Annotated in this window: 17 protein-coding genes, 1 tRNA gene and 1 other annotated feature; of the genes, 17 read left to right on the forward strand and 1 reads right to left on the reverse strand. The window is 44.9% G+C overall.

The window, feature by feature from the left end:
* Positions 1 to 414 precede the first annotated feature (414 nt).
* The 14 genes from LIR34_RS11025 (at position 415) to LIR34_RS11090 (ending at position 15,326) form a co-directional block, all read left to right on the forward strand.
* Complete coding sequence (locus LIR34_RS11025; protein WP_173902803.1) at positions 415 to 1,356, forward strand: magnesium transporter CorA family protein; 942 nt, start codon at positions 415 to 417, stop codon at positions 1,354 to 1,356.
* A gap of 43 nt (positions 1,357 to 1,399) precedes the next feature.
* Positions 1,400 to 2,278 (forward strand): hypothetical protein, encoded by an 879-nt coding sequence (locus LIR34_RS11030; RefSeq protein WP_173902802.1) that lies wholly within the window; start codon positions 1,400 to 1,402, stop codon positions 2,276 to 2,278.
* A gap of 50 nt (positions 2,279 to 2,328) precedes the next feature.
* On the forward strand, positions 2,329 to 3,621 hold the full coding sequence (locus LIR34_RS11035; protein WP_161284487.1) for a diaminopimelate decarboxylase family protein: 1,293 nt from the start codon (positions 2,329 to 2,331) through the stop codon (positions 3,619 to 3,621).
* 56 nt (positions 3,622 to 3,677) lie between these two features.
* Positions 3,678 to 3,757: transfer RNA gene (locus LIR34_RS11040), tRNA-Leu, on the forward strand.
* Between the two features lie 258 nt (positions 3,758 to 4,015).
* Complete coding sequence (gene ftsH / locus LIR34_RS11045) at positions 4,016 to 5,887, forward strand: ATP-dependent zinc metalloprotease FtsH (RefSeq protein ID WP_173902801.1); 1,872 nt, start codon at positions 4,016 to 4,018, stop codon at positions 5,885 to 5,887.
* A 146-nt stretch (positions 5,888 to 6,033) separates the two neighbouring features.
* A complete protein-coding gene (locus tag LIR34_RS11050) occupies positions 6,034 to 6,366 on the forward strand; it encodes an anti-sigma factor family protein (protein WP_161286083.1) in 333 nt (110 codons plus the stop codon).
* Between the two features lie 28 nt (positions 6,367 to 6,394).
* The gene (gene polA, locus LIR34_RS11055) at positions 6,395 to 9,034 is read left to right on the forward strand and encodes a DNA polymerase I (protein ID WP_173902800.1); all 2,640 of its coding nucleotides are present in this window, start codon (positions 6,395 to 6,397) and stop codon (positions 9,032 to 9,034) included.
* Positions 9,035 to 9,625 carry a dephospho-CoA kinase gene (coaE, locus tag LIR34_RS11060; RefSeq protein WP_173902799.1) on the forward strand — a complete coding sequence of 197 codons (591 nt, stop codon included), beginning with the start codon at positions 9,035 to 9,037 and terminating at the stop codon, positions 9,623 to 9,625.
* Positions 9,622 to 10,419 (forward strand): MBL fold metallo-hydrolase, encoded by a 798-nt coding sequence (locus LIR34_RS11065; RefSeq protein ID WP_173902798.1) that lies wholly within the window; start codon positions 9,622 to 9,624, stop codon positions 10,417 to 10,419. The genes coaE and LIR34_RS11065 overlap by 4 nt, the downstream gene beginning before the upstream one ends.
* 17 nt (positions 10,420 to 10,436) lie before the next feature.
* Complete coding sequence (locus LIR34_RS11070; protein ID WP_173902797.1) at positions 10,437 to 10,709, forward strand: ACT domain-containing protein; 273 nt, start codon at positions 10,437 to 10,439, stop codon at positions 10,707 to 10,709.
* 72 nt (positions 10,710 to 10,781) lie between these two features.
* Positions 10,782 to 12,146, forward strand: a complete 1,365-nt coding sequence (locus tag LIR34_RS11075) for a PFL family protein (RefSeq protein ID WP_161286075.1) — start codon at positions 10,782 to 10,784, stop codon at positions 12,144 to 12,146.
* 65 nt (positions 12,147 to 12,211) lie between these two features.
* Positions 12,212 to 12,459, forward strand: a binding site (T-box leader).
* A 65-nt stretch (positions 12,460 to 12,524) separates the two neighbouring features.
* Complete coding sequence (locus tag LIR34_RS11080; RefSeq protein WP_161286074.1) at positions 12,525 to 13,547, forward strand: ABC transporter substrate-binding protein; 1,023 nt, start codon at positions 12,525 to 12,527, stop codon at positions 13,545 to 13,547.
* A 76-nt stretch (positions 13,548 to 13,623) separates the two neighbouring features.
* Entirely contained in the window at positions 13,624 to 14,535 is a 912-nt protein-coding gene (locus tag LIR34_RS11085) for an ABC transporter permease (RefSeq protein ID WP_173902806.1), read from the forward strand.
* Between the two features lie 2 nt (positions 14,536 to 14,537).
* The gene (locus LIR34_RS11090) at positions 14,538 to 15,326 is read left to right on the forward strand and encodes an ABC transporter ATP-binding protein (protein WP_173902796.1); all 789 of its coding nucleotides are present in this window, start codon (positions 14,538 to 14,540) and stop codon (positions 15,324 to 15,326) included.
* A gap of 82 nt (positions 15,327 to 15,408) precedes the next feature.
* Here the strand turns inward: LIR34_RS11090 and LIR34_RS11095 are convergent, their stop codons facing one another.
* Positions 15,409 to 16,716 carry a tRNA(Met) cytidine acetate ligase gene (locus tag LIR34_RS11095; protein WP_173902795.1) on the reverse strand — a complete coding sequence of 436 codons (1,308 nt, stop codon included), beginning with the start codon at positions 16,714 to 16,716 and terminating at the stop codon, positions 15,409 to 15,411.
* A gap of 158 nt (positions 16,717 to 16,874) precedes the next feature.
* Here LIR34_RS11095 and LIR34_RS11100 point away from each other — a divergent pair, with 158 nt between their 5' ends.
* The 3 genes from LIR34_RS11100 to LIR34_RS11110 all read left to right on the forward strand — a co-directional run bounded on the left by LIR34_RS11100 (position 16,875) and on the right by LIR34_RS11110 (position 20,221).
* Positions 16,875 to 17,792, forward strand: coding sequence for a hypothetical protein (locus LIR34_RS11100; RefSeq protein WP_022215452.1), 918 nt, complete (start codon positions 16,875 to 16,877; stop codon positions 17,790 to 17,792).
* Between the two features lie 177 nt (positions 17,793 to 17,969).
* Positions 17,970 to 18,977 (forward strand): phosphate acetyltransferase, encoded by a 1,008-nt coding sequence (gene pta, locus LIR34_RS11105; protein ID WP_161286070.1) that lies wholly within the window; start codon positions 17,970 to 17,972, stop codon positions 18,975 to 18,977.
* 53 nt (positions 18,978 to 19,030) lie between these two features.
* Complete coding sequence (locus LIR34_RS11110) at positions 19,031 to 20,221, forward strand: acetate kinase (RefSeq protein ID WP_173902794.1); 1,191 nt, start codon at positions 19,031 to 19,033, stop codon at positions 20,219 to 20,221.
* The last annotated feature ends 32 nt before the right edge of the window (positions 20,222 to 20,253 follow it).

A 20,253-nucleotide genomic window follows, 5' to 3' on the forward strand; every position in this document is an offset into this window, starting at 1 on the left:
TTAACGCAGATGCAGTAGGTGCGTTTAATATCCTGCGGAAATATCTTTCCGTATCCGGGAAGCAGAAAGAATTGTCCGTAACCAGACTAAAAAATCCAGAAATAATAAAAGTAGCTGTATAGCCGAAAGGCAAGCAGTATTGGTGTCATGGACGCACCCTGAAAAAAGGCGGTATCCCGCCAGACTTCAGATGCTCTGGTAACTTGTTGCCGAGTAGTTCACAGGCGTATGTTAATTTTGGGTAAATCAAAACTGTTGGAATTGACAAAGAACCATGCACAATTTATAATGTAAGCTGTGCAGCGGTTCGGAGCTGGTAACTGAGAAAGAGTAAAGGGGAACAGGAAGAAAACGGCTGTACAGACACATGGAACTCTGGGACATGTGTAATATGAGTGGAAGGGGAGTGGAATCGTGGTTAGAATGTTTCGAACATCAGATGGAGCCATTCATGAGATTCAGGAACCACAGGACGGCTGCTGGATTGCATTGACCAATCCTACAGCAACAGAGATTTTTGAAATATCAGAACAGTTCCAGATAGAGGTCGACGATCTGCGAGCTCCTTTGGATGAGGAAGAACGTTCCCGTATCGAAGTCGAGGATACTTATACACTGATCCTGGTAGATGTCCCGATGATAGAGGAGCGTAATGATAAGGACTGGTATGGTACTATTCCGCTTGGTATCATTGTCACGGACAAGATGATCTTTACGATCTGCCTGGAAGATACACAGGTACTGACAAGGTTTATGGAGGGGCGTGTCCGCAATTTCTTTACTTATATGAAGACACGTTTTATCCTGCAGATTTTGTATCGAAATGCAAGCATGTATCTTCGTTATCTGCGTATCATTGACAAAAAGAGTGAACAGGTGGAGGAGAAACTCCATTTTTCACCGCGAAACAAGGAGCTGATCGAGCTTCTGGAACTGGAGAAATCACTGGTTTACTTTACGACATCTCTGCGTTCCAATGAGGCGGTTCTGGAGAAACTGATCAAGATCGAAAGCATCAAGAAATACCCGGAAGATACGGAACTTCTTGAGGATGTTATTATTGAGAACACGCAGGCGATCGAGATGGCAAATATCTACAGCGGTATCCTTGCCAACATGATGGATGCGTTTGCATCAGTTATTTCCAATAACCTGAATGATGTAATGAAGATCCTGTCTGTGATCACGATCGTTATGAGTATCCCGACAATCATATTCAGTGCTTACGGAATGAACTTAAGTGCTGTCGGCATGCCATTTTCCAAGACATCATGGGGATTTCTGATCGTAATCGTGATCTCGATCGCGGCAAGTATCGTAGCAGCGATCTTTCTGGCAAAAAAGAAATATTTTTAGTCTTTCCAAGTAGTATACTGACCGAAAAGGAGAAAGTGATTTTATGAATTGGATTGATAAACTGGAACGTAAGTTTGGACGATTCGGGGTTCAGAATCTGACGATGTATATCATCATCTGTTATGTAGTGGGATATTTTCTGACTTATCTGAACCCGAGCCTGATGGCAATGATGAGTCTTGATGTGGCAAAAATCCTCCATGGACAGATATGGAGACTGGTGACATGGGTGATCTACCCGCCCAGCACAGGGAATTTCCTGCTGTTTGTAATTTCTATTTTGTTTTTTTATTATCCGATAGGAACTTCACTGGAACGTACCTGGGGAACTTTCCGATATACATTGTATATTTTTTCAGGACTGTTCTTTGTACTGATTGCAGCTTTTCTGACTTATTTCATAACAGGTGGTTATGTTGTGATCGGAGGAATGAGCTATGCAATCGGCGGTGGAGTGTTTACGACTTATTATGTCAGTCTGTCTGTATTCCTTGCCTATGCGATGTCATGTCCGGACATGCAGATCCTTCTGTGGTTTGTGATTCCGATCAAGATGAAGTGGATGGCGATTGTTTACGGAGTGATCGTTCTTTATAATATGATCACTTATATAAGAGCCGGACTCTGGGTGATGGCAGTGCCGATTGTTGCCTCACTTCTGAACTTTGTGCTGTTTTTCTTCAGCACAAGAAATATGCATCGTTATAATCCGAAAGAGGTGCACAGAAGGAGAGAATTCAAGAAGGCAGTGGCACAGAGCAGGGTCAATCCGGCGACAGGCGGGCTCACCAAACATAAGTGTGCAATCTGCGGCAGAACAGAGCAGGACGATCCGAATCTGGAATTCAGATTCTGTTCCAAATGCAATGGAAATTATGAATATTGTCAGGATCATCTGTTTACGCATGAGCATGTAAAGTGAACGTATGGCTGTGAACAGGAAGAAATAAACCAAACGAGGAGAGATACATTATGAAAAAAAAGCCGTTTGTAACCTTAGACAAGCTGAAAGAAATTTCAGCACAGTATCCGACACCATTTCATCTCTACGATGAAAAGGGAATCCGTGAAAATGCAAAGGCCTTAAAGGAAGCATTCGCATGGAACAAAGGATTTAAAGAATTTTTTGCCGTAAAAGCAACCCCGAATCCGTATCTGATTCAGATTCTTCAGGAGTATGGCTGCGGCTGTGACTGTTCTTCCATGACAGAACTGATGCTTTCCAAGGCAATCGGCTGTAAAAAAGGCGATATTATGTTCTCTTCCAACGATACTCCGGAAGAGGAATTCCGCTATGCAGATGAGATCGGTGGAATCATCAATCTTGACGACATCACACATATCGAGGCGGTAGAGCGTGCAGTGGGAAAAATTCCAAAAACCATCAGCTGCCGTTATAATCCGGGTGGTGTGTTCAAGATCAGCAATGATATTATGGACAATCCCGGGGATGCAAAATACGGAATGACAACAGAGCAGATTTTTGAAGCCTTCCGTATCCTCAAATCCAAAGGAGCAGAGAAGTTTGGTATTCATGCATTCCTGGCAAGCAATACTGTCACAAATGAATATTATCCGATGCTTGCGAAGGTAATGTTTGAACTGGCAGTGAAGCTTCAGAAAGAGACAGGGGCAAAGGTTGCATTTATTAATCTTTCTGGAGGAATTGGTATTCCATACAGACCGGATCAGACTCCGAATGATATCCGTGTGATCGGAGAAGGAGTCCGCAAGGTATATGAGGAAGTTCTTGTTCCGGCAGGAATGGGTGATGTTGCCATCTACACAGAGCTTGGACGATTTATGATGGGACCATATGGCTGCCTGGTAACAAAGGCAATCCACGAAAAACATACACACAAAGAATACGTAGGGGTAGATGCGTGTGCGGTAAACCTGATGCGGCCGGCTATGTATGGTGCTTATCATCACATCACTGTCATGGGTAAAGAAGACAAGCCGTGTGATCATCTTTATGATATTACAGGATCTCTTTGTGAAAATAACGATAAATTTGCAATTGACCGCTATCTTCCGGAGATTGAGATGGGAGATCTGCTTGTGATCCATGACACAGGAGCACATGGATTTGCTATGGGCTACAACTACAATGGTAAACTTAAATCAGCAGAGATTCTTCTGCATGAGGACGGTAGCTTTGAGATGATCCGAAGAGCAGAAACCCCAAGAGATTATTTTGCGACCTTCGACAGCTTCCCGATTTATGAGAAGCTTTTGCAGGACGAAGATAAATTGTACAAATAATTAAAAAACACTTGCTAAGAACCGGAAATTATGATAATATAATTTTCGGTTCATGTGCCGCTGTGGCGGAATTGGCAGACGCACTTGACTCAAAATCAAGCGGGAAACCGTGCCGGTTCGAGTCCGGCCAGCGGCACCTCAAAAGTCCTGAGTTTTTTCAGGGCTTTTTCTTTTTGTGAAAATTCTCGGAGAATCACGGAATGCATGGGAGTAATTGTTTTACTTCCAGGATTTCTGTCGAAAAATGTTTTATGAAAAGTTTATAATTTTTCATACAATGAACATTGAATAACTGTGAAAAAAATGGTATGGTACATGACATAAATGATTTCGAAGGAATACGGGAATACTGAAGATACCGGATGCTTTCGAAGATATGGAGGACAGAAGTTAAATGAAGTTTGGCAGTAAGAAACCAGAAAAGATCCCAATGTATGTCTATTACATCATTGCAGGTATCGTTATCATTCTTCTGAACATGCTTGTAGTTCCAGCAGTGCAGGAAAGAAGCATACAGAAGACAGATTATTCTACATTTATAAAGAATGTGGAGAAGGGGAATGTCACCAAGGCCACTGTGGAAGAGAATTACATTTATTATGAAACAGGGACAGAAGCTTCCGGTGACAGCGTTCTCTGCAAGACTGTTAAGATGGATGATCCTGATCTTGTGAACCGTCTGCTTGACGCAGGGGTAACAATGGATGAGGTCCTTCCGGAAAGCCCGTCAATTTTTATGACGATTATCCTTAGCTATGTTGTACCAATCGTGATTTTTATCTTTATTGGACGCTGGCTGAGCAAGAAAATGATGTCATCTATGGGTGGTGGTCCCGGAGGAGCAATGTCCTTTGGAAAGAGCAATGCCAAGGTTTATGTCAAATCATCCACAGGAATTAAATTTTCTGATGTGGCAGGGGAAGATGAGGCCAAGGAACTTCTGACAGAAATCGTTGACTATCTCCACAATCCGCAGAAATACACGGAGATCGGAGCATCTATGCCGAAGGGAGCTCTTCTTGTAGGCCCTCCTGGAACAGGTAAAACTCTTCTTGCCAAGGCAGTAGCAGGTGAGGCTGAGGTACCGTTCTTCTCCATTTCAGGATCTGAATTTGTAGAGATGTTTGTTGGTATGGGTGCGGCCAAGGTCCGTGATCTTTTTAAGCAGGCCAATGAGAAGGCACCGTGTATTGTCTTTATCGATGAGATTGATACGATTGGTAAGAAGCGTGACGGTGCAGGATTTACAGGTGGTAATGATGAGCGTGAACAGACACTGAACCAGCTTTTGACAGAGATGGATGGCTTTGACGGATCCAAGGGTGTCGTGATCCTTGCAGCGACAAACCGTCCGGATTCTCTTGATCCGGCACTTCTCCGTCCGGGTCGTTTTGACAGAAGAATTCCGGTAGAACTTCCTGATCTTCTGGGACGTGAGGAAATCCTCAAGGTTCATGCGAAGAAGATCAAGATTGCAGATACGGTACGATTTGATGAGATTGCCAAGGCTGCTGCCGGAGCTTCCGGTGCAGAGCTTGCCAACATTGTCAATGAGGCGGCACTGAGAGCGGTTCGTGATGGACGTAAATTTGCGACCCAGGCAGATTTTGAAGAGAGCATTGAAGTTGTAATTGCCGGTTATCAGAAAAAGAACCGTGTTCTTTCCAATAAGGAGAAGCTGATCGTTTCCTACCATGAGATCGGACATGCGCTGGTTGCGGCGAAGCAGACAGAATCCGCACCGGTACACAAGATCACGATCATTCCGCGTACTTCAGGAGCACTTGGATATACCATGCAGGTAGATGAGAAGGAACATTTCCTTATGTCCAAGGAAGAACTGGAAAACAAGATCGCTACCTTTACCGGTGGACGTGCGGCAGAGGAACTGATCTTCCATTCTATTACCACAGGTGCATCCAATGATATTGAACAGGCAACCAAAATCGCCAGAGCAATGATCTCACGCTATGGCATGAGTGAGGATTTTGACATGGTTGCGATGGAAAGTGTCAGCAATCAGTATCTGGGAGGAGACAGCAGTCTTGCCTGCTCCTTTGAAACGCAGACACTGCTCGATAAAAAAGTGGTAGAGCTTGTACGTACCCAGCATGAGAAGGCGCTTCAGATCCTTAAGGACAACATAGGTAAGCTTCATGAACTGGCAAAATATCTTTATGAACATGAAACCATTACAGGAGAAGAGTTTATGAAGATTCTCGAGACTCCGTCAGACACTCAGGAAGTCAGCCTTGCAAAAGAATAAAAACATTTGAGTTCACACCAAAAGACAGTTCCGGTAAATTTCATTGAGAACTGTCTTTTTTTATGCTATACTACAGTGACAGAATAAAATCCGAAACAAAATCAGTGGTACAGAACAGAAACAGGAGGTGGCAGCCAGTGACGGAAATGGATTGCAGGACAGCAGAGAGCATGGTTACACGTTTTATTGACCACAGCCTGTCTATGAATGAACTTGAGGGATTCCTGGATCATATAGAACATTGTCCCTCCTGTTATGACGAACTGGAGACTTATTTTATTGTTCATGAGGCAATGCAGCAGCTGGATGAGGATAAAGATGGAAAGGTTCTTGATTTTAAGAAGCTTCTTGAGCAGGAGATCCGTAGAACCAGGAGGAACATCCATCAGAAGCGGGTTATGTATTTTGTGACAGGGCTTTTATGCGTGTGTGCTGCCATAGCCTTGTGTGTATTTGCGATTTTGGTTATCTTCAGTTAACTGGATATATAACAGGAGGACAGGAAACTTGAGTGAAAAAATATTGTTGATAGATGGACACAGCATACTGAACCGTGCTTTTTACGGACTTCCGGATCTGACAAACTCAGAGGGGAAACATACAGGCGCGGTTTATGGGTTTTTGAATATTCTTTTTCGTATCCTTGAGGAGGAGAAGCCGGAGTATCTGACTGTCGCATTTGATCTTCATGAGCCGACTTTCCGGCACAAGATGTATGAAGCATATAAGGGAACAAGAAAGCCAATGCCTGTGGAACTTCGGGAGCAGGTACCGTTGATCCGAGAAGTCCTCACCTCTATGGGCGTGAAGACAGTTTCCATGGCAGGTTATGAAGCGGATGACCTTCTTGGTACGCTGGCATTTCGAAGTGAAAAACAGGGCATGGAGGTCACAATCCTTTCAGGAGACAGAGATCTTCTCCAGCTTGCGACAGACAGGATCATGATCCGCCTTCCCAAGACATCCCGTGGCAAAACGACGATTGAGAATTTTCATGCAGAGCAGGTTCTGGAGAAATATCAGGTTACACCGCCTCAGATCATTGAATTGAAAGCTCTGATGGGGGATTCCGCAGATAATATCCCGGGAATTCCGGGGGTAGGAGAGAAGACTGCCACCAAATTGATCGTACAGTATGGTTCTATTGAGAATGCCCATGAACATCTTGAAGAAGTGAAACCAAATAAGGCAAGAGAATCTCTTCGTGAGCATTATGATCTGGCAGTTTTAAGTAAATCTCTGGCAACGATCAATACACAGAGTCCGATCGAGTTCTCCTATGAGGAGGCACGGATCAGAAATCTCTATACCCCGGAAGCTTACGAACTCTGTAAACGTCTGGAATTCAAGAATCTTCTGGGACGTTTTGACGTGACAAGTGTGCCGGAGCAGACCATGGCGGATGATTTTTTTACCTGTGAAGATCTGGCCGGAGCCGAGGCACTTTTTCAGAAAGCAGCATCCAAAGTCTGTGCAGGCATAGAACTGCTCTGTGACAAAGAGAATGTCTATGGAGTTGGAATCGCACTGGAGGAAAATGAGGTCTACCATATCCCGGTGGAGGGACTTGTGACAGGAGAGTATCTCTGCGGTAAGTTAGAGAAACTTTCAAAGACGACAATACTGTGCTGTATGGATGTCAAGAGTGTTCTTAAGCATGTGAAGCTTACAGAAGCCTCGAAGTTATTTGATGTGGGGATTGGAGTGTATCTTCTGAATCCGTTGAAATCCTCCTATACCTTTGATGATGTGGCAAAGGAATATCTGGACGGAAAATTACTTCCGACTCGTGAAGACCTTTTGGGCAAAGAAACCTTCCGGACAGCCTGGGAGAAATCTCTGGACAGCCTGGGAAGCTATGCCTGTTATGTAGCGTACACTGTCCTTGCGTCCAGAGCGCCGATCGAAAAAGCTCTTCATGAGACAGAAATGTGGAAGGTTTATACAGAAATCGAGCTTCCGCTGGTATTCACACTGGATTCCATGGAGAAATGGGGAATCTGTGTCAGAGGCGAGGAACTGAAGAATTACGGTGAGAAACTGAGTATCCGTATTCATGAACTGGAAAAGCTGATCTGGGAACAGGCCGGTGAAGAATTCAATATTAATTCCCCGAAGCAACTGGGTGTGATCCTGTTTGAAAAGATGGAGATCCCGGGCGGCAAGAAGACAAAGACAGGCTACTCTACAGCGGCAGACATTCTGGAGAAGCTTGCGCCGGAGCATGAGATCATCAAGAATATCCTGGAATACCGCCAGCTTGCCAAGCTTAAATCTACCTATGCAGATGGACTGAGTGCTGTGATCGAAGCAGACGGAAGAATTCATTCTACCTTTAATCAGACGATCACGGCGACCGGACGGATCAGCAGTACAGAACCGAATCTTCAGAATATTCCGGTCAGGATGGAACTTGGAAGACTGATCCGTAAGGTTTTTGTGCCGGAAGACGGATTCGTGTTCCTGGATGCGGATTATTCTCAGATTGAGCTGAGAGTCCTTGCACATATGTCTGGAGATGAGAAACTGATCCAGGCATATCGGGAGGCACAGGACATCCATCGACTGACGGCTTCTCAGGTTTTTCATGTGCCGTTTGATGAGGTCACACCGCTTCAGCGAAGAAATGCCAAGGCAGTCAACTTTGGAATTGTATACGGCATCAGTTCTTTTGGCTTAAGTCAGGATTTAAGTATTACCCGCAAAGAGGCAGCAGCCTATATCGAGAAATATTTTGAGACCTATCCCAAGATTAAGGGATTTCTCGATGAACTTGTAAAAACAGCGAAAGAAAAAGGCTATGTATCGACAATGCTCGGACGCCGCCGTCCGGTACCGGAACTTAAATCCAGCAATTTCATGCAGCGTTCCTTCGGAGAGAGGGTGGCGATGAACTCACCGATCCAGGGAAGTGCGGCAGACATTATCAAGATTGCGATGAACCGTGTATACGAAAGAATGAAACAGGAAGGATTAAAGTCAAGGCTTGTCCTTCAGGTGCACGATGAGCTCCTGATCGAAACCAAAAAAGAAGAAATTGACATTGTGTCAAAGATTCTGGAAGAAGAAATGAAAGGTGCCGCACATCTGTCCGTGGAGCTTGAGATTGACATGCACCAGGGCGAAAACTGGTATGAGGCAAAATAAATGAAGATTATAGGAATTACAGGAGGGGTCGGTGCCGGTAAGAGCACCGTCCTCGATTATCTGGAGAAAGAATTCAACGCCTGTGTGCTGCAGGCAGACAAAATCGGTCATCTGGTCATGGAACCGGACGGTATCTGTTATGATCAGGTTATCGCATTGTTCGGAAAAAAAATCATAAAAAACGATAAAACCATTGACCGGAAGATAGTTTCTGATGTAGTATTTGCCCATGAAGAAATGCGGCAGAAGCTGGATGATATTATTCATCCGGCTGTAAAGAGGTATATTCTGGATGAGATTGAGGTACAGCAAAGAGCAGGCTGCCCTCTTATGGTAGTGGAGGCTGCCCTTCTTCTGGAAGATCATTATGATGCATTCTGTGACAAAGTGTGGTATATTCATACAGACCGGGAAATCCGGATCGAACGTCTGATGAACAGCCGGGGCTACACAAGAGAAAAGGCCGGAAACATCATTGCACGTCAGGCAACAGAGGAATTTTTCCGGGAACATGCAGATTATATCATACAAAATAACGGAGATCTGAAGGAAACATGGAGTCAGATCGAAGAAGGGATCAGGGCATTATGAGATTTTGCAGTATTGCAAGCGGCAGCAGCGGGAATTGCATTTACATAGGATCTGAGCAGGCGCATATGCTGGTGGATATCGGCATCAGCGGAAAGAAGATGGAGGCAGGACTCAACAGCATCGATCTTACAGGCCGTGATCTGGACGGAATCCTGATCACGCATGAGCACTCAGATCATATCAGGGGACTGGGCGTGATCGCACGCAAATACGGGATTCCGGTTTATGCAACGGAGGGTACGATAGACGCGATGGTCAAGAGCGGATCCCTTGGGAAACTTCCGGAGGGGATTTTTTATGAAATCAGAGAGGACGAGCCTTTCGCAGTTAAGGATCTGACCATCAATCCTTTTACCATTCCTCATGACGCGGCACAGCCGGTTGGTTATCGCGTGGAATGTGGAGAAAGTTCCGTTGGTATTGCGACGGACCTTGGTAATTATAATGAATATATTGTCGAAAATCTTCAGAATCTGGATGCACTCCTTCTGGAAGCAAACCATGATATCCGGATGCTTCAGGTTGGGAAATATCCTTATTATCTGAAACAGAGGATTCTTGGAGAGAAGGGGCATCTGTCCAATGAAAATGCGGGCAGGCTTCTGTGCCGTCTTCTTCACGATAATATGAAAGCGATTTTTCTTGGACATTTAAGCAGGGAAAACAATTATGAAGAACTTGCTTACGAAACCGTATGTTCAGAGGTAACAATGGGAGACAACCCTTACAAATCAAAAGATTTCAGAATTCAGGTAGCGCACAGGGATTTTGCTTCTGAGGCAGTTACCGTATAAGAGAAAGGGAGACAGTTATGAAAAAAACAATCATTACAGTAGTAGGAAATGATACCGTGGGAATCATTGCAAAGGTATGTACCTATCTTGCAGACAACAATGTGAATATCCTGGATATTTCTCAGACTATCGTACAGGGATATTTCAACATGATGATGATCACAGATACCAGCGCTTCCGAAAAAGACGCTGCAACTATTTCAAAGGATCTTTCTGAAATCGGTGACAAGATCGGTGTAGTGATCCGCTGCCAGCATGAAGATATTTTCAATGTAATGCACAGAATCTAAAATAAAAACTGATAAACCGTAACTGTGAGGGGACTGAACAGTTACGATAAACCTTAATAAAGGAGCACCGACATGTTAAATATATTTGAAGTAAATGAAACAAATAAGATGATCGAACAGGAAAATCTGGATGTGCGTACCATTACTATGGGCATCAGTCTTCTGGACTGCATTGACAGTGACCTGGAGACTATGAACCAGAAAATTTATGACAAGATCACCACAAAGGCAAAAGATCTTGTGGCTACAGGTGACAAGATTGCAACAGAATTCGGGATTCCGGTTGTAAATAAACGAGTTTCCGTAACACCGATCGCACTTGTAGGCGGTGTGGCATGTCATTCAACAGAAGATTTTGTCTCTGTTGCAAAGACACTTGACAAAGCGGCCAAGACCATTGGCGTTAACTTCATCGGTGGATATTCTGCACTGGTAAGTAAGGGAATGACACCGGCAGAGGAGCTTCTGATCCGTTCCATTCCTCAGGCACTTGCTGTTACGGAACGTGTCTGCAGTTCTGTAAATGTCGGTTCTACCAAAACCGGTATCAATATGGATGCGGTCAAACTGATGGGAGAGATCGTTCTTGAAACAGCAGAGGCCAGCAAGGATCAGGATTCCCTTGGATGTGCGAAGCTGGTTGTATTCTGCAATGCACCGGATGATAACCCGTTTATGGCAGGTGCATTCCACGGTGTGACAGAGGCAGACTGTATCATCAACGTTGGTGTCAGCGGTCCTGGCGTTGTCAAGACAGCACTGGAGGCTGTACGTGGGGCAGATTTCCAGACACTTTGCGAGATGATCAAGAGAACAGCGTTTAAGGTAACACGTGTGGGCCAGCTGGTGGCACAGGAGGCATCCAAACGTCTTGGAGTACCGTTTGGCATCGTTGACCTTTCTCTGGCACCGACACCGGCGATTGGTGACAGTGTTGCTGAGATCCTGGAAGAGATTGGTCTTGAGAGAGTCGGAGCGCCGGGAACGACAGCAGCTCTTGCTCTTCTGAACGATCAGGTCAAAAAGGGCGGTGTTATGGCGGCTCAGGCAGTCGGTGGTTTAAGCGGTGCATTTATTCCGGTCAGCGAGGATCAGGGAATGATCGATGCGGTAAATCTTGGTGCACTGACACTTGAGAAGCTGGAAGCAATGACCTGCGTCTGCTCGGTAGGTCTTGATATGATCGCAATTCCGGGAGACACAAAGGCGACTACGATCGCCGGAATCATTGCAGACGAATCTGCGATCGGTATGATCAACCAGAAGACAACCGCAGTCAGAGTGATCCCTGTTATCGGCAAGGGTGTAGGTGAAACTGTAGAATTCGGCGGACTTCTCGGCTATGCACCGATCATGCCGGTCAACCAGTTCTCCTGTGATGCGTTTGTAGAAAGAGGCGGACGTATTCCGGCCCCGATCCACAGCTTTAAGAACTGATCAATTCGCCAAAAAAGTCAAAAAGTGATTGACAGATACAGTTTCGTATGGTAAAGTATAAAACAACAAAACCGATGAGGAAGAAGAGTAAATGATCCGGCAACATTCCAGAGAGCAGGTAATGGTGGAAGCCTGTATGAAGCGGATGATTGAATGGCCTTCCGAGGGCAGTCCGAAATTCGTATCTGGAGAGTAGGCACTGACGGGAACCGAACCCGTTACCAATCAGGAGTGTATGTTTGTACATGAGAAAGTGGACGATACGTCAATTTGAGTGGTACCGCGATAATAAGAAATTATTACCGTCTCAAGCATAGCTTGAGGCGGTTCTTTTTTTCTCATGGCACAGAAAATGTAGAAAGAGAGAGGAAAAAGACTATGAAAAAAAGAATGTTAGTAATCGCAGCAGCAGTAGCAACCAGTATGATGATGGCTTCACCGGTAATGGCGGATGATTTCAAGGTGGGTATCTGCAACTATGTGGATGATGCTTCTCTGAATCAGATCGTAGACAATATCCAGAGCCGTCTGGAAGAACTTGGCGAAGAAAAGGGTGTCACTTTTGATGTGTCTTATGATAACTGTAATGCAGATGCCAGTGTCATGGAACAGATTATTTCTGATTTTCAGGCTGACAACGTAGATCTGATGGTTGGTGTGGCTACACCGGTAGCAATGCGTATGCAGTCCGCAACAGAGGGAACTGAGACACCGGTTGTATTTTCAGCAGTATCTGATCCGGTCGGTTCCGGACTTGTAGATTCTCTGGATGCTCCTGGAGCAAACATCACAGGAACCAGCGATTATCTGGATACTTCTTCCATCATGAAACTGATCCAGGCACAGAACCCGGATGTAAAGAAGATTGGACTCCTCTATGACGTAGGACAGGATTCTTCCACAACAGCGATCCAGGAAGCAAAGGATTATCTGGACAAAGAAGGCATCGAATATGTTGAACGTACCGGAACTACAACAGATGAGGTTCAGCTTGCGGCAGAAGCACTGATCGCAGATGGCGTGGATGCAGTGTTCACACCTACAGACAATACGATTATGACAGCAGAGCTTTCTATCTATGAGAAATTCATCGAGGCAGGAATCCCGCACTATACAGGAGCAGACTCCTTCGCACTGAACGGTGCATTTGTAGGCTATGGTGTAGATTATGCAAATCTTGGACAGAAGACGGCGGATATGATCGCAGATATCCTGGTAGATGGAGCAAAACCATCCGAGACAGCTGTTGAAACCTTTGATAACGGAACTGCAACTGTAAACACAGAAACCTGTGAGGGTCTTGGTCTTGACCTTGAGACTGTCAAAAAAGAATTCGAACCTCTCTGCACACAGGTTAATGAGATTACCACTGCAGAAAGCTTTGAAGATATAGAAAAATAAAGTAACTGTGAGGGTACTGAACAGTTACAAAATAGAATCGAACTAACTGGAGGAATTTACCGTGACGATTGCAACCATGCTCTCCCTTGGAGAGACAGCCCTGAAGCTGGGACTGATCTGTTCTCTGACTGTCCTTGCTCTGTTTCTTAGCTACTCTATGCTGAATGTCTGCGATCTTTCCACTGACGGCTGCTTTACTTTTGGAGCAGCCGTAGGTGCTGTCGTGGCAGTCAGCGGCCATCCGTTTCTGTCTGTGATAGCGGCGATGCTCGCCGGTGTACTGTCAGGCTTTGTAACTGCGATCCTGCAGACCAAGCTTGGCGTAGACAGTCTGCTTGCCGGAATTATCGTAAATACAGCCTTGTATTCCGTGAATATTGCAGTGATGGGAGGATCTTCTCTCATCAATATGAATCGGACAGTGACTGTATTTTCCATGATGAAGGAGGCACTCTCCGGCACACCACTGAAGGGAAGAGAGGATATCATTGTTGCACTGATCGCAGTGATCCTTGTCGTTGCATTTCTGGTATTTTTCCTCAAAACAAGGCTTGGCCTTGCAATCCGGGCAACGGGAAATAACTCTGACATGGTAAAATCTTCTTCCATTAACCCGGTGTTTACCACAATCATCGGACTGTGCGTGGCAAATGCATTTACTGCACTTTCCGGATGTCTTCTGTCTCAGTCGCAAAAATCTGTAGATATCAACATCGGACAGGGAATGGTCACGATCGCACTGGCCTCTCTTCTGATCGGTGGTACGCTCCTCGGCCGTGGCGGGATCTTTGTGAGAGCCGTGGGAATGGTTCTTGGTTCCTTTATCTTCCGCCTCGTATACACCATCGCACTTCGATTCAATATGCCGGCATTTATGCTGAAGCTGGTATCCTCTGTCATCGTTGTTCTTGCAATCTCCGGACCATATCTTAAGCAGCAGTGGCCGCAGATCAGACGTCGACTGACACACAGAAAAGGAGGCAGATGATCATGTTAAAAATCAGTCATATCGCAAAAACTTTTAACCCGGGAACGGTAAATGAAAAAAAAGCAGTCGAGGATCTTTCTCTGGAACTTAAGAAAGGCGATTTTGCGACGATCATCGGCTCAAACGGTGCCGGCAAATCGACCCTTTTTAATGCAATCTGCGGTGATTTTATGACAGATGCAGGTGTGATCGAACTGGATGGCAGGGATATTACTTTTATGCCACAGCATGTGCGTGCAAAAGAAATCGGCCGTCTTTATCAGGATCCGATGCGTGGAACAGCACCTGGTATGACGATTGAGGAAAACCTTGCCCTTGCAGCGGGAAAAGGCGGTTGGCTTTCTCACACGACCCGCCAGGAAAAAGAAAGATTTCGTGAAGAATTAAAGAAACTTGATATTGGTCTGGAAAAACGTATGAGCCATCCGGTAGGACTTCTTTCCGGTGGACAGCGGCAGGCACTTACTCTTCTGATGGCGACCATGAATCCACCGAAGCTTCTGCTTCTGGATGAACATACAGCAGCGCTTGATCCGGGGACTGCCGAGAAGGTCCTGAACCTGACAAAACGTATTGTGGAGGAACATCAGCTCACCTGTCTGATGATCACTCACAATATGCAGTCTGCGATCGATCTCGGAAACAGGATCCTGATGATGGACTCCGGTAATATTGTGCTGGACATCGGCGAGGAAGAGAAGAAGAATATGACTGTGGATGCACTTCTTGAGAAATTCAGGACAGGAGCAGGTAAGGCTCTTGATAATGACCGTATTCTTCTGTCAGACTAAAAAATAAAAACCATCACTGATAAAGGAAATCTGTATGCTTGCGGGATTCAAAAGTCAGTGATGGTCTTTTTTATGTCAGTATTTACAGGATGACAAGCTGTTTCTGGTATTCGTGAACGAACTTTCTGCCATTTTTCCGGCAGAGCAGCTTTTCGTAGAGGTTGGATGAGAAGACGGTTTCATATAGAAACGATCTTCCGGATTCATCGAGAAGGCTGTTTGCGTCAGCAAGCTTGGTGATGAGTGGAATCGAGCTGCTGTCCTTGATCTCCTTCAGTAATGTGCTGCTTTCCCGGCGAAAACCAAGTACGCGTGCGTAAGGAACGGTGGCGGGCACTTCCCGGATTCCGAGGATGATATGGAGCAGTGCCCGCTGGATCCTGCTCTGGGTAAGTTCTTTTGTCTTCAGGAAGGAGGCAGCCTGAAGAAAACCATTGAGTTCATTCGAGCGGTTTATGATTCGTTCTGCGAGATCCCTGGAGACATCCAGGTAACTGCAAAAGCTGTCTGCATTTTCTTTTAATATACAATAGGATAGAAGCGGATCCAGGGCATCTTCTGTCAGGAATTCATTCCTTTGCAGAGAAGAGGCAAGGAGTAATGAAATCTCATCCGGAACCTGTGAGGCAATCCGGGAAATTGTTTCTGGTGTGAGTGTGGCTTTCAGTAATTCGCGGATCGCAGAAGCTGAGGCAAAGGTGTTGCCATCCGTACGGGAGAATCTGTCGGAACCGTCAGTCTCTGCAAGTGTTTCATGATAGCCCATTCCCTGACGTTTCAGGGTGACCGGTTTTATATTGCTCTTAAGGCGGAGAAGTGCCTTGCAGTATTCGATACCGAGAATGTTGTTGGGCGAATTCAGAATCTGTACGATCTGATTCAGGAGCGGAGTAAGAACACCATCAAAATCATCTCCTGTAAAATTATGGGGATTTTTGAAATATTCTGTCAGTGCCTGGCATCTGGCAGAAGGAAAAGACAGTCCGTTATTCAGAAATTCCTTCAGTAATTGCCGGTATTCTTCTGGTTCTTCTACGAGAATTTCTGCCAGTTCCATAAGAGCGGAAACTTCTCCGTACTCACTTCCGAAACAGAGACTGTCCACAATATGCAGTCCGTCCAGCATGGAAACGCCGCCCATGGCAAAGGCTTCCGCACTGGCGGTACTTACAGACACCGGCATCTCAAGTACGAGATCCGCACCACATCGAAGTGCCATCTCAGCCCGTACATGCTTCGGAAGAAGCGCAGGAGTGCCTCTTTGTACATAATCTCCGCTCATGGCGACGATCACATAATCTGAATTCAGTTTTTTTTTGCAGTAATCTATCTGGTATTTATGTCCTTTATGAAACGGATTGTACTCCGCAATGATCCCGGTTACTTTCATAATAAAATCCTCTCTGCCCACGGCAAAAGTTATCTGGTTTTTCCTATTGTAGCATACGTAAAAAGACGCGGCAAGCTGATATCATGAAGTGTATTGTAGGCAATGTCACCAAATGATATAATTTGTTTATACAGATAAATCGCAGAAAGGAGACAGACATGAAAAAAAGAATTCTGAAAAAGGCCCGCATACAGTTGCAGATCTGTATTCCTCTTTTATGCATTGGAATTCTCGCAGCAGGTGTGTTGATCGTCAAAAACTTATCCTGGGCAGAAATATCGATGGCCGCCGTTGGTATTTTAATCGGTATATACGGATTGTATGGAATTCTGGATGCCGGAAATTTCTGCATTGCGTATGATGATGAAGAAATCATGGTCAGAGATTTTCGGAGAAAAACAAAAAAATTTTATTATCAGGATCTGGAAGGGTTCTGTTTTCAGAACAATTTTGAGGAGGTCATCCTCTACTTTAAAAACGGCAGGATCGTGCTTGATGATGCGACCGAGGGAAAAGAACGTTTCGTCAAGGTTGCAGAGAGAAAATATACAAAATATCATTGTGGACAAAGAATGCCGGAACTTTGGGAAAGATCCAGACATACAGTCATTCTTGTCGTGCTTGCCGTTTGGGGTATGTGCATGGCATGTATGGGGATCGCCAGTATACTTCCGCCGAGAGAAGAAACAGAATTTTATGGACAGATTCATGTGGAGCCACTCGAGCAATACGCTGAAGACATAAATTTTTATATGGATGGAAAAGAAATCTATATAGCTGCTTATGAAGATGTTCTGTTGAACAAAGAATTATTTCAGGAAGAACTTCTGGCAGGCAAAAAGTTCAAACTGGAAACAGAGCTGGCAGGAGAAAAAAAGGAGATGTATTATACGGTGCGATATCTGGAAGATGAAGATGGAAATGTGTTTATTTCTTATTATTCCAGCGGAAAAACAAATCTGTTTTATATCTCAGGGCTGGCGGCAGTGATTCTTGCGATGACAGTCTTTATGTGGAGAATAGATGTAAACAAGAAAAAATATGCGAGGATCTACAGATTTTTCTTTAAGGACTGAAAAAGTTCGTGATTTTTCCCCAAATTGCACTTCAAAAAATACCTTTACTTGGAAGAATCTCCCTGTCAACCACTTGAAAAGAGCCAGAACTGGGGGTATAATGAAACTAGCTGTGAGGTCATATTCAGGATTCTCACATGGTCATAAGACCGAAATAACGAAAGGAGCCATTTAATCATGGGATTTGTTGATTTACTCAAAGAAAGAGCCAAAAAAAGCATCAAAACTATTGTACTGCCAGAGACAGAGGACATGAGAACTCTGGAGGCAACTGATAAGATTCTGAAAGAGGGAGTTGCCAAGATCGTTCTCATCGGAAACGAAGAAGAAATCAATAAGAAAGCTGCTGAAGGCGGATTTGATATCTCAGGAGCAACTATCGTTGACCCGGAGACATCTGACAGAACTCAGGCATACATTGACAAATTTGTAGAGCTGAGAGCTAAGAAGGGTATGACACCTGAGAAAGCAAAAGAAATCCTCCATACTCAGTACCCATACTATGGTGTAATGATGGTAAAAATGGGTGATGCAGACGGTATGGTATCCGGTGCATGCCACTCTACAGCAGACACACTTCGTCCATGTCTGCAGATCCTGAAGACAAAACCGGGAACAAAGCTTGTATCTGCATTCTTCCTGATCGTAGTTCCGGACTGCGAATACGGTGCAAACGGAGCATTTGTATTTGCTGACTCTGGTCTGAACCAGAACCCGACTCCGGAAGAGCTTTCTGCAATCGCAGCTTCTTCTGCAGAATCCTTCCAGCTTCTTGTTGAAGAAGAGCCGATCGTTGCAATGCTTTCACATTCCACAAAGGGAAGTGCAAAACATCCTGACGTAGACAAGATGGTAGAAGCTACAAGAATCGCAAAAGAAGAGCATCCGGAACTCAAACTGGACGGAGAATTCCAGCTTGACGCTGCAATCGTACCAAGCGTTGGTGCATCCAAAGCTCCGGGAAGCGAAGTTGCAGGTAAGGCAAACGTTCTTGTATTCCCTGACCTTGATGCAGGAAACATCGGATACAAACTTGCTCAGCGTCTTGGCAAAGCAGAAGCATACGGACCTGTTACACAGGGTATCGCAAAACCGGTTAACGACCTGTCCAGAGGATGCTCTGCAGACGATATCGTTGGTGTTGTTGCTATCACAGCTGTACAGTGCCAGGCTGAAGACAAATAATTTTTCTACAACAAATATTACATATTGAAACATATTGAACAGGAGAATTTAAAATGAATGTATTGGTAATTAACTGCGGAAGTTCCTCTCTGAAATATCAGCTCATCAACTCTGATACAGAGGATGTTCTGGCAAAGGGTCTTTGCGAAAGAATCGGAATCGATGGAAGACTGGTTTATCAGAAAGCCGGATCCGACAAAGAAATCACAGAGTGTGCAATGCCTACACACAAAGAAGCAATCCAGTTCGTACTGGATGCTCTCACCAACGACAAAACAGGTGCGATCAAGAGCCTCAACGAAGTAGATGCAATCGGACATCGTATCGTACACGGCGGCGAGAAATTTGCTTCTTCAGCAGTGATCACAGACGAGATGATCGCAACAGTAGAAGAGTGCAACGACCTTGCACCACTTCACAACCCGGCAAACCTGATCGGTATCCGTGTCTGCTCTGAACTTATGCCAGGCGTACCGCAGGTTGGCGTATTTGATACAGCTTTCCATCAGACAATGCCTGCAAAAGCATATCTGTACGGACTTCCGATCGAATACTACAAAAACTACAAAGTAAGAAGATATGGTTTCCACGGAACCTCTCACAGCTTCGTATCCAAACGTGCTGTTGAATTCCTTGGCCTTGACAAAGACAACTCCAAAGTGATTGTCTGCCATCTTGGAAACGGATCTTCCATCAGTGCTGTTGAGAATGGCAAATGCGTAGACACTACCATGGGACTTACACCACTTGAAGGTGTTGTTATGGGAACACGTTCCGGTAACATCGACCCGGCAATCGTTGAGTTCATCGCAAAGAAAGAAAACCTTGATCTTGCAGGTGTTATGAATGTGCTGAACAAGAAATCCGGTCTTCAGGGTATGTCCGGAGTCGGCAGCGACATGCGTGACATCCGAGCAGCAATCGAAGCTGGAAACGAAGATGCCAAGAATGCATATGATGTACTCTGCTATGGTATTGCTAAATTTGTCGGCGGATATGTAGCAGCTATGAACGGTGTAGATGCAATTGTATTTACAGCTGGTATCGGTGAGAATGTAGGAGCGCTTCGTAAAGATGTATGTAACTACTTCGGATACCTCGGAGTTGAGATCGATGACACAGCAAACAATACATTTGGTGAAGAAATCGTTATTTCTACAGAAGACTCCAAGGTTAAGGTTGCAGTTATTCCTACAAATGAAGAACTTGCAATCTGCAGAGATACAGTAGCACTGGTAAAATAATATGATAATACCAGGGTTCCAAGCTCAAAAGC

Source organism: Blautia sp. MSK17_66, from assembly GCF_020538025.1.
GTDB lineage: Bacteria > Bacillota > Clostridia > Lachnospirales > Lachnospiraceae > Blautia_A.